The sequence below is a fragment of the Guyparkeria sp. genome (assembly GCF_046540515.1).
Lineage (GTDB): Bacteria > Pseudomonadota > Gammaproteobacteria > Halothiobacillales > Halothiobacillaceae > Guyparkeria.
This window is the reverse complement of record NZ_JBKHFB010000021.1, coordinates 21,059-31,483: the sequence shown is the minus strand read 5'-3', so window position 1 is coordinate 31,483 and position 10,425 is coordinate 21,059. Positions and strand designations below refer to the sequence as shown.

The following is a 10,425-nucleotide window of genomic DNA, read 5'->3' as shown; positions in this document are numbered from 1 at the left end:
GAATGCCTATTAGAATGGACTCTATAAATGCAGTTTTCTTTTCAGCTGACCAACGAAAAAGACGTTGAAATTCAGGAATTATATCAAGCTCTTTTTGCGAATACATAGACGCTATCTCTCCGATAGACATCTGCAATGTGTCGGTATTAACAGATCGTTTTGCGGTTTCCAGCTCATCCCTTAACATAAGAAATCTCCGTTAAAACAGAAAAACAAACAAATTCGACGAGAGAAAACTCGGGACTACGTGGATCGTGACGGATAATAAGGAGCCGCACACGTCACAGTATCCAGTTCCTTCAACCGCTCCATCAACGTAGCCTCCGGCGCCACCCGCCACTCGTCGGCGAGACGAAACGCCCCACGCCCCAACTCACTCTGCACCTCGACGATCACCGGCAACCCCTCCCCCTCACGGAACGGCTCGATGATGTCGAGCATCCGCTCGGTCGCCTCGACGCCGCAATCGGGAGTGAGCGCGATGGTGACGCACTGCGCGAACCGCGCCCGCGCCTCACCCAGCGTGTAGAGCCGCTTGTGCCGAATCCGCAGGTTGCCGTTGAACGAATCGAAGGAGACGTCGCCCTCGACGATCACCAGCTGGTCGCGGTCGACGCGGTCGGCGAGGGTCTCGATGTCGTCGCCGACCAGCCGCATCTCGCCGCGACCGTGGCCGTCATCCAGGGTGACGAACAGCTGCTTGTCGCCGCTCTGCGTGCGCATGGTGCGCTCGGCGACGCACAGCCCGGCCACCACCGCCGGCGTGCCGCGGACGAAGCCGCCACCGGCGGCGGCCGCGGCAGCCTCGGCCTTGTCGGTCAGTTCGTCGAGCCGTCCGGTGATGAAGCACTTGATCTCGTCGATGTACTGGTTGATCGGGTGGCCGGTCAGGTACAGCCCGAGCATGTTCTTCTCGAGGCGCAAGCGCTCGTCGTCCGACCATTCCGGCAGCGGCTTGATCGGGCTGGCCACTGCCGTCTCCGGCTCGTCCATGCCGCCGAACAGGTCGCTCATGCCGGCCTCGGCGGCGGTGGCGACCTGGCTGGCTGCCTTCATGGCCTCGGGGATGTGGGCGTGCAGTGCGGCGCGTGACGGGCCGAGCTCGTCGAGTGCGCCGGCGCAGACCATGGCCTCGAGCACGCGCTTGTTGAGCGCCTGCGCGCCGACGCGCTGGCAGAAGTCGTTCATGTCGCGGAACGGGCCGTTCTCGGCGCGCTCGTCGACGATGCGCTGGATGACGCCCTCGCCCACCCCGCGGATCGCGCCGAGGCCGTAGACAATCTCGCGTTCGCCGCCAGCGGTGAAGCGGTAGGCGCAGCGCTGCACGGACGGCGGCACGACCTCGAGCTCCATGCGGCGGCATTCCTCGATCAGGCCGACCACCTTGTCGGTGTTGTCCATGTCCGCGGAAAGCACGGCGGCCATGAAGTACGCCGGGTAGTGGGCCTTGAGCCAGGCGGTCTGGTAGGCGACCAGCGCGTAGGCGGCCGAGTGCGACTTGTTGAAGCCGTAGCCGGCGAACTTCTCGACGAGATCGAAGATGCGGCCGGCCTCGTCGACGTCCACGCCCTTCTCCCTGGCGCCGTCGAGGAAGATCTGGCGCTGCTTGGCCATCTCCTCGGGCTTTTTCTTGCCCATCGCCCGGCGCAAGAGGTCCGCGCCGCCCAGGGTGTAGCCGGCCAGGATCTGCGCGATCTGCATGACCTGCTCCTGGTAGACGATCACCCCGTAGGTGGGCTTGAGCACGTCCTCCAGCCAGGGATGGAGGTACTCGACCTGCTGCTCGCCCTTCTTGCGGAGGATGAAGTCGTCGACCATGCCCGAGTCGAGCGGGCCCGGGCGGAACAGGGCCACCAGGGCGATGATTTCCTCGAAGTTGTCCGGCTGGAGCTTCTTGATCAGGCCCTTCATGCCCTTGGACTCGAGCTGGAACACCGCGGTGGTCTCGCAGCGCTTGAGCAATTCGAAGCTCTTGGCGTCGTCCATGGGGATGGCCGAGATGTCGATCGGCTCGAGGCCTTCCTTCTCGCGCGTGGCGTTGATGGCCTTGAGCGCCCAGTCGATGATGGTGAGGTTGCGCAGGCCGAGGAAGTCGAACTTGACCAGCCCCACGGCCTCGACGTCGTCCTTGTCGAGTTGCGAGGCCGGCGAGGCGTGGTTCGCCTCGCAGAACATCGGCGTGAAGTCGGTGAGCTTGGAGGGCGCGATCAGCACCCCACCGGCGTGCTTGCCCACCGAGCGCGGCAGGCCCTGCAGCGCCCGGCCCATGTCGATGATGGCCTGCACTTCCTCGTCGCGGTCGTAGAAGTCCTTCAGGTCGGCCGAATAGCGCTCGGGCTCCTTCTGGCTCTTCTCGGTGCGCCCGAGGGCGTCGTCCAGCGAGACGTCCATCCCCGGCTTGAACGGGATCAGCTTGGCGATGCGGTCGACGAAGCCGTAGGGGTAGCCCAGCACCCGGCCGACATCGCGCACCACCGCCTTGGCGGCCATGGTGCCGTGGGTGGCGATCTGCGAGACCGCGTCGCGGCCGTAGCGCTCGGCGACGTAGTCGATCACCCGGTCGCGGCCTTCCATGCAGAAGTCGATATCGAAGTCGGGCATCGAGACCCGCTCGGGGTTGAGGAACCGCTCGAACAGCAGGTCGTAGGCCATCGGGTCGATGTCGGTGATCAGCAGCGCCCAGGCGACGATCGAGCCGGCACCCGAGCCCCGCCCCGGCCCGACGGGGATGTCCTGGCGCTTGGCCCACTGGATGAAGTCCGCGACGATCAGGAAGTAGCCGGGAAAGCCCATCTGGATGATGACGTCCAGCTCGCGTTCCAGCCGCTCGCGGTAGGTCTGGTGATCTTCTGCCGGCACGCGCTCGAGGCGTTCTTCCAGCCCCTGCGCGGAGAGCTCGCGCAGGTAGTCGGATTCGGTCTGCCCTGCCGGGGTGGGGAAGTTGGGCAGGAAGTTCTCGCCCAGTTTCAGCGTGACGTTGCAGCGCTCGGCGATGGCGAGGCTGTTGTCGATCGCCTCGGGGAGGTCCGCGAACAGCTCGCGCATCTCGGCGGCACTGCGCAGGTACTGGCGGTCGGCGTAGTCGCGCGGGCGACGCGGATCCTCGAGCGTGCGGCCCTGGTTGATGCACACCCGCACCTCGTGGGCCTCGAAGTCGCTCTGGTCGAGAAAGCGCACGTCGTTGCTGGCGACGACCGGAAGGCTCCGGGCGATGGCGAGATCCACCGCCGACTCGATGAACGCGCCCTCGTTGACGCGGTTGGTGCGCGTGAGCTCCAGATACAGCCGGTCGGGAAAGCGCCGGGTCCAGAAGGCCAGCGCCTCGTCGACGATGTGGTCCAGTCCGTGGACCAGCCCGCGGCCGAGATCGCTGTCCACCCCGATCAGGGCGATCAGCCCCTCGGCCTTCTCGGGCGTGAGCCAGTCGCGGTTCAGGCAGGGCCGGTCGTCGTGCTGGCCCTCGCAGTAGGCCTGCGAGAGCAGTTCGGTCAGATGCAGAAAGCCGGTGTCGTTCTGCGCGAGCAGCACCACGCGCGACGGCGGGGTCTGGGCGTTCTCGTAGACGAAGCAGTCCGCGCCGAAGATCGGCTTGATGCCCGCGCCGAGTGCCGCCTTGTAGAACTTCACCATCGCGAACAGGTTGCCCTGGTCGGTCAGGGCGATGGCGGGCATGCCGCGTTCCTTGGCGTGCTTGACGGCGTCCTTGACGCGCAGGGTGCCGTCGATCAGCGAGTACTCGCTGTGCACGTGCAGGTGGACGAAGCTCATGCGGCCACCTCCGCGGTGCGGGAGCGAGCCTTGCTCGCGAAGGCGGCGATAGCCGCCGTCCCGGGATCGCGCCGGCACCGCACGGAAACCGGGACTCGCGCCTGTCGGCGCGATTCGCGAGCAGGGCTCGCTCCCACAGGGGCCACGTTCGGCCCGCTGCGGTCGTCAACGCGACACACGCTCATTTGCCCTCCAGCATGGCGAGCGTCTCGGCTTCCATGTCCTTCAGGTCCTGCATCTCGCCGTCGGTAAAGCCGGCGGCCTTGCGGCCGAACTCGTCGTAGGGGCCGCGGATGCGCCCGCTCATGTACTGCTGCAACAGCTCGCGGAAGGTGGTGCGCGGGTCGACGCCGCGCTTCTCGCAGGCGTAGCGGAACCAGCGGGTGCCGATGTGCACGTGTTCGATTTCCTCGGTGTAGATCACGTCGAGGATATCGATCAGCGGCTGGTCGTCGTACTGGGCGAGCTTTCTCTGGATGCCGGGGGTGACGTCCAGCCCGCGGGCCTCGAGCACCCGCGGGATCAGCGCCATGCGCACCAGCACGTCGTGCTCGGTGCCGTGCACCGTCTCCCAGAGGCTGGCGTGGGCCGGGAAGGCGCCGTAGCGGTAGCCGCGCTCGCGGAGGTAGGCGTCCAGCAGCTCGAAGTGCTTGGCCTCGTCGCGGGCCACCGACAGCCAGTCGCGGTAGAAGTCCGCCGGCATGGCATCGAAGCGGTAGCAGGCATCGAGACCGATGTTCATGGCGTTGAACTCGATGTGCGCGAACGAATGCGCCATCGACGCGCGACCCTCGGGCGTGGCCGGACCGCGCCTGGGCACGTCGCGCGGGGCGACCAGCTCGGGGCGCTCGGGCCGGCCGGGGTCCGGGACCGGCTCGACGGACGGCGGCGGGGTGGGCACGTCCGGGTCCGGGGCATGCATGGCGCGGTCGTACAGTTCACGTACGCCATCGGCCTTCACGGTCGGATCGTTCTCGCGCAGCAGGATGCCGGCCTGTTCCCGGACCGAGACACTCATGCCTGCCCTCCCCGCTTGCCGGCCTTGCGCTCGGCCCGCTGGGCGAGGAAGGCGCGCAGGTCGTCCTCGAGCTCGCGGTAGCGGGCAATCGCCGCGCGGCCGGCCTCGGTGACCGTGGCATGCCCGCCGCCGGCGCCGCCGACCTCCTTGGACACGTACGGCTCGTCCTCGAGCTGGTTGACCTCCTGGATCAGCGACCAGGCGCGCTTGTAGCTCATGCCCAGCGTGCGGGCGGCATGACTGATCGAACCGAGATCGTCGATCGCCTCCATCAGCCGCACCTTGCCCACGCCGAGATAGTGCTCGCCGGCCTCGTCGACCAGCCACAGCCGGGCGTGGATGCCCGGGGCGTAGGCCTGTCCGGGAAGGCGATTCTGGCGGGATTTCTTCGGCATGCGCGCTCGATCCGTGACGGGGCGGTGGGAGAACTCTCTGGCCGCGTCATGATACCCGACGGGGTCGGCCGGGTGGCAAGGTGCCAGACATGGATTGCGCCCATTTCGGCCCTGACGTCGGGACGGCCGCTGCCGCGGCCTTCGCGCGCGAGCGCGCTCCCACACTCCCACAGTGGGGCCAGCTGACGGTGTGGGAGCTTGCCCTGCAAGCGAGGAGGCGCGAGCTCTGTTTCAGTTGGACCATCACCCGGAAAACGGCACGGCGGCCAGACGCGCCGCAGTGGGTACCGATCAGCCGCGGCGGGTGTCGAGCGCGTCGCGGGTGGCCTCGCCGACGAAGATCAGCAGCACCAGCGTCCCGACCAACACGAAGAAGGTCGAGACCGACAGCCACCAGGCATCGATGTTCGACTTGCCCTGCGAGAGCAGCTCGCCCAGCGACGGCGTGGACGGCGGCACACCCAGGCCGAGGAAATCGAGGCTGGTCAGGGCAAGCACCGCCCCGGAGATGCGGAAGGGCAGGAAGGTGATCACCGGGGTCATGGCGTTGGGCATCAGGTGGCGGAACATCAGCCGCGGGCCGGAAACACCCAGGGCACGGGCGGCCCGCACGTAGTCGAGGTTGCGCCCCTTGAGGAACTCGGCGCGAACGTAATCCGACAGCCCCATCCAGCCGAACAGCGCCAGCAATGCCAGCAACAGCCCGATCGAGGGCTCGAAGATCGAGGCGAAGATGATCAGCAGATACAGTTCCGGCAACGCCGACCAGACCTCGATGAAACGCTGGAAGACCAGATCGGTCTTGCCGCCCAGATACCCCTGCACCGCCCCGGCGAGCACGCCGATGGCCGTGCCGACCACCGTCAGCGCGAGCGCGAACAGCACCGAGATGCGAAAGCCGTAGATCAGCCGGGCGGCCACGTCGCGGCCGCGGTCGTCGGTACCCAGCAAGTGGCGGCTGTTGGGCGCGGCCGGGTTGGGCTCCTCGTTGTAGTAGTCGATGGTGTCGAAGGAGAACGGGATCGGCGCGCGGATCACCCAGCCGTCGCGCTCGATCAGGTCGATCACGTGCGGGTCGGTGTAATCCGCCGCGGTGGCGAAGTCACCGCCAAAGCGCGTCTCCGGGTAGTCGTTCCACAACGGGAACAGCAGCTCGCCCTGGTATTGCGCGATCAACGGCCGGTCGTTGGCGATCAGCTCGGCACCGAGGCTCAGGACGAACAGCGCCAGGAACACCCACAGGCTGATCCAGCCACGCCGGTGGCGACGAAAGCGCTTCCAGGCGCGCGCCGCCGTGGAGACCTGGCCCTCGGCGCCGGCCCCCTTGGCGACGGCCGTGTCGGCTCCGGCATCGACAATGCTCATGCGCACCTCGCAGTAACGGCACAGGCCGACCGACTGCGGGAACGCGTCCCGCCGACAAACTGACCGACCGGGCCGACAGGCAGGCAACCGGCGCGCCGGTCACACCGCCACCGCATGGCAACGTCGCTTTTGCGTGGTGCCGACATCAGCGCACCGCCTCGAAATGAATCCGCGGATCGACCCAGACGTAGACGAGATCCGACAGCAATTTGCCGAACAGCCCGATCAGGCTGAACACGTAGAGCGTGCCCAGCACCACGGGATAGTCGCGCTGCAGCACGGCGTTGTAGGACAACAGCCCCAGCCCGTCGAGCGAGAAAATGGTCTCGATCAGCAGGCTGCCGGTGAAGAACGCGCCGATGAACGCCGCCGGGAAGCCGGTGACGATCGGAATCAGCGCATTGCGGAAAACGTGGCGGTAGAGCACGGTGCGCTCGGCCAGGCCCTTGGCCCGGGCGGTGAGCACGTACTGCTTCCTGATTTCCTCGAGGAAGCTGTTCTTGGTCAGCATGGTCATCACGGCGAAGTTGCCCACCACCATCGCGGTGATCGGCAGCACCAGGTGCCAGAGGTAATCCAGTATTTTCCCCATCAGCGACAGCTGGTCGAAGTTGTCCGAAGTCAGACCGCGCAGCGGAAACCACTGCACGAAACTGCCGCCACCGAACAGCACCAGCAGCACCAGGCCGAGCACGAACCCGGGAATGGCGTAGCCGACCAGGATGACCGTCGAGGTGATCGAGTCGAATCGAGACCCGTCGCGCACCGCCTTGGCCACCCCCAACGGGATGGAGACCAGATAGGTGAGCAGGAAGGTCCAGACCCCGAGGCTGATCGAGACCGGCAACTTCTCGACGATCAGCTCACCGACGCTGCGCTGGTAGAAGTACGACTCGCCCAGGTCGAAGGTGAGGTAGTTGCCGAGCATGTCGCCAAAGCGCTGCCAGGCCGGCTGGTCGAAACCGTAGAACTCGCGGAACTGCTCGACCTGCTCCTCGTCCAGCCCCTGCTCGCCGCGGTAGAGCCCGCCGGTGAACTGCCCGCCGGATTCGGCCGCCGCGCCCTGCGTGCCGCCCTTCAACTGCATCATCAGTTGCTCGACCGGGCCACCGGGAACGAACTGGATCACGACAAACGAGATCAGCAGGATGCCGAACAGGGTCGGGATCATCAGCGCCAGGCGCTTGGCGATGTAGGCCCCCATCTAGTCGCCCCCCTGCCCGCCTGCCGGCTCGGCGGGGATCCGCGACCTCGGCGCCTCGTCATCGCAGTTCTCCACGCAGACCACGCGCCGCTCGATCTGCCCGCCGCAGCCGACATAGCACTGATCGAAGGCGGCCTGACAGCCGCAATCGAGATTGCATTGCTCGTCGATGACCGCGGCGCGGATCGCCTCGCGGCTGGGTGCCTCGGGCGGCACGGGGGGATCGTCGTAGTAGTGGTCGGTCAGCCAGAACGAGCTCGGGTAGCCGTAGTAGAACGGGTCGCGGTACAGGCCGAAGTGCATCGCCCGGTCGAGCTGGTAGTACTGTCGTTCGCGCATGTAGACGCGCCGCTCGGCGTCGTACTGGCGCAGGGCCTGGTCGAAGGCGGCGTCCACCTCGGGCTCGATGCCCGCGATGCAGCTCTGTCGGCGCGACTGGCAATCGGCCTGGCAGGCCTGCATGTCGGTGTGGCAGCCCCGCAGGCAGGACTGGCCCGCCTCGGTCGCCGGCGGCAGATAGCGCACCTCGGTGGCGTAGCGAGGCGCCGCGCAACCGGCGAGCACGCCCACCATCAGCGCCAGCATGGGCAACAGGCGGGAAACCCGCCACCCGCCAAACCGGTACGGCAAACCGGTGCGGGGCAACTCTGGGCTAGTCGCGTTCATGACGGGCTCCCTCCATTCAGGCTGCTCACGTCGTTGACCACCGGTCCCGGCTGGGGTTCGGCATGCGTCTCCCACCAGGTCTGCATCACCCACTCGGCCCCGCTGAAGTAGCGCGGCAGCGGGTCATCGTGATAGCCGAACCGATTCCACCACGCCAGACGATGCGCGCCGATGTACCAGTTTGGCACCAGGTACTCGTTCCACATCAGCACGCGGTCGAGCGCCCGGCAGGCGGTGACCAGGGCCTCGCGGTCCTCGGCGTAGATCACCGCCTCGATCATGGCGTCCACCACCGGATCGTCGATACCACTGTAGTTCTTCGACCCCTCGCGGTCCGCCGATTCGCTGCCGAACATCTCGCGCAGCTCGTTGCCGGGAGACTGCGACTGGCCGTAGGAGACCACCGTGATGTCGAACTCGAAGCGGTTCATGCGCCGCTGGTAGAGCGCCACGTCGATGGTGCGGTAGGAGACGTCGATCCCCAGCCGGCGCAGGTTGTAGGCGAACGGGGCGACGATCCGCTCGAACCCGCGCTGCGCCAGCATGATCTCGAAGGCGAACGTCTCGCCCTCGGCGTTGCGCAGCTTGCCCGCGTCGAGCTCCCAACCGGCCTCGGCCAGCAACTCCTGCGCCTGGACGAGGTGCCGGCGCTGGATCTCCGGGGTCGGCGAGAACGGCACCACGTGCGCCCGCTCGAACAGTTCGGGCGGCAACTGATCCCGGTAGGGTTCGAGCAAGTCGAGCTCCTCGCCTTCCGGGATGCCTTCTGCCGCGAGCTCGCTGTTCGCGAAGTAGCTCTCGCAGCGGCTGTACTGCCCGTAGAACAGGTGCACGTTGGACCAGTGGAAGTCGAAGGCGAGGTTCAGGGCGCGTCGGACACGTCGGTCCTTGAACAGCGACCGGCGCGTGTTCATGGCAAAGCCCTGCATGCCGGCGTTGTTTCGATGCGGAATCTCGCGCCGGCGAATACGTCCCTCGTCGAACGGCCTGCCCTTGTAGGCCCGCGCCCAGCGCTTGGAGTTGGTCTCGTGGTAGACGTCGAACTCGCCGGCCTTGAAGGCCTCGAGCGCCACCGTCTCGTCCTTGTAGTACTTGAAACCGAGCGTGCGAAAGTTGTGCTGGCCGCGATTGACGCCAAGGTCGCGTGCCCAGTAGTCGTCGCGGCGACGGTAGCGGATGTCCCGACCGAAGTTGAGCGCCTCGATCACGTAGGGGCCGCTGCCCGGCAACGGCGTGCGCGAGTGCTCGGCGAAATCCACGTCCTCCAGGGCATCGCGGGAGAACACCGGCAGCTCGCCGATGATCATGTGCAGTTCGGGATTGGCGCGTCGGAAATCGAAGCGCACGTGGGAAGAGTCGACCTCGGTCGCGCCGACCACGTCGGCCCAGTAATAGCGGTAGCGCGGGTGCGCGGTCTCGCCCACCAGGGTCTCGAAGCTGAATACCACGTCGCGGGCGGTGACCGGCCGACCATCGACGAAGCGGGCCTCGCGGTTGATGCGGAACGTCGCCGACAGGCCGTCCTCGGCCAGTTCCAGCCGGTCGGCCAGCAGGCCGTAGACGGAAAACGGCTCGTCCCAGGCGCGTGCCACCAGGGTGTCGAACAGCAGGGAGTTGGTGCCGGTGGCCGCCAGCCCCTTGAGGAGGAAGGGGTTGAGCGAGTCGAAGGTGCCGAACACCGAGAGCGTCAGGGACCCCTCGCGAGGCGCGTCGGCATTGACGTAGTCGAAATGGGGGAAATCCACCGGGTAGCCGGGGTCGTAGCCGAGTGCCTCGGCAAAGCCCGCGGCCTGTGACAGCCCAGGCCAGGCGCCCATCGCGGCGATGCCACCGAGGCCGGCCATACGCCGGAGGAACAGGCGACGGTCCGGCGAAAGCAGGTTCTCGCCCGTCGGCACGACAGGCGAGTCCGCGTCGGCCGGGAGGCAATGCCCGGTTGTGGGGTGCTTGTTGGTCATCAGGCGAATACAATACGGTGAAAATCGAATGCAGGCCAAGCATCGTCGGGT

Annotated in this window: 7 protein-coding genes; all 7 read right to left on the bottom strand. The window is 66.8% G+C overall.

Features of this window, described 5'->3' with window-relative positions; genetic code table 11:
• Positions 1 to 243: 243 nt before the first annotated feature.
• The 7 genes from dnaE to ACLFRM_RS04425 all read right to left on the bottom strand — a co-directional run bounded on the left by dnaE (position 244) and on the right by ACLFRM_RS04425 (position 10,374).
• Entirely contained in the window at positions 244 to 3,768 is a 3,525-nt protein-coding gene (gene dnaE / locus ACLFRM_RS04455; protein ID WP_410754513.1) for a DNA polymerase III subunit alpha, read from the bottom strand.
• A 181-nt stretch (positions 3,769 to 3,949) separates the two neighbouring features.
• Positions 3,950 to 4,786 (bottom strand): ferritin-like domain-containing protein, encoded by an 837-nt coding sequence (locus ACLFRM_RS04450; protein WP_410754512.1) that lies wholly within the window; start codon positions 4,784 to 4,786, stop codon positions 3,950 to 3,952.
• Positions 4,783 to 5,181, bottom strand: a complete 399-nt coding sequence (locus tag ACLFRM_RS04445) for a winged helix-turn-helix domain-containing protein (RefSeq protein ID WP_410754511.1) — start codon at positions 5,179 to 5,181, stop codon at positions 4,783 to 4,785. The genes ACLFRM_RS04450 and ACLFRM_RS04445 overlap by 4 nt, the downstream gene beginning before the upstream one ends.
• A 291-nt stretch (positions 5,182 to 5,472) precedes the next feature.
• Positions 5,473 to 6,546: an ABC transporter permease gene (locus ACLFRM_RS04440; protein WP_410754510.1), complete on the bottom strand. Its 1,074-nt coding sequence runs from the start codon at positions 6,544 to 6,546 to the stop codon at positions 5,473 to 5,475.
• A gap of 145 nt (positions 6,547 to 6,691) precedes the next feature.
• Entirely contained in the window at positions 6,692 to 7,750 is a 1,059-nt protein-coding gene (locus ACLFRM_RS04435) for a microcin C ABC transporter permease YejB (RefSeq protein WP_410754509.1), read from the bottom strand.
• On the bottom strand, positions 7,751 to 8,416 hold the full coding sequence (locus tag ACLFRM_RS04430) for a hypothetical protein (RefSeq protein ID WP_410754508.1): 666 nt from the start codon (positions 8,414 to 8,416) through the stop codon (positions 7,751 to 7,753).
• Complete coding sequence (locus tag ACLFRM_RS04425; protein ID WP_410754507.1) at positions 8,413 to 10,374, bottom strand: extracellular solute-binding protein; 1,962 nt, start codon at positions 10,372 to 10,374, stop codon at positions 8,413 to 8,415. Before ACLFRM_RS04425 ends, ACLFRM_RS04430 begins: the two co-directional genes overlap by 4 nt.
• Positions 10,375 to 10,425 lie beyond the last annotated feature (51 nt).

Coding starts and splice junctions, on each gene's coding strand:
- dnaE (WP_410754513.1), bottom strand. CDS start 3,768: ATGAGCTTCGTCCACCTGCACGTGCACAGCGAGTACTCGCTGATCGAC.
- ACLFRM_RS04450 (WP_410754512.1), bottom strand. CDS start 4,786: ATGAGTGTCTCGGTCCGGGAACAGGCCGGCATCCTGCTGCGCGAGAAC.
- ACLFRM_RS04445 (WP_410754511.1), bottom strand. CDS start 5,181: ATGCCGAAGAAATCCCGCCAGAATCGCCTTCCCGGACAGGCCTACGCC.
- ACLFRM_RS04440 (WP_410754510.1), bottom strand. CDS start 6,546: ATGAGCATTGTCGATGCCGGAGCCGACACGGCCGTCGCCAAGGGGGCC.
- ACLFRM_RS04435 (WP_410754509.1), bottom strand. CDS start 7,750: ATGGGGGCCTACATCGCCAAGCGCCTGGCGCTGATGATCCCGACCCTG.
- ACLFRM_RS04430 (WP_410754508.1), bottom strand. CDS start 8,416: ATGAACGCGACTAGCCCAGAGTTGCCCCGCACCGGTTTGCCGTACCGG.
- ACLFRM_RS04425 (WP_410754507.1), bottom strand. CDS start 10,374: ATGACCAACAAGCACCCCACAACCGGGCATTGCCTCCCGGCCGACGCG.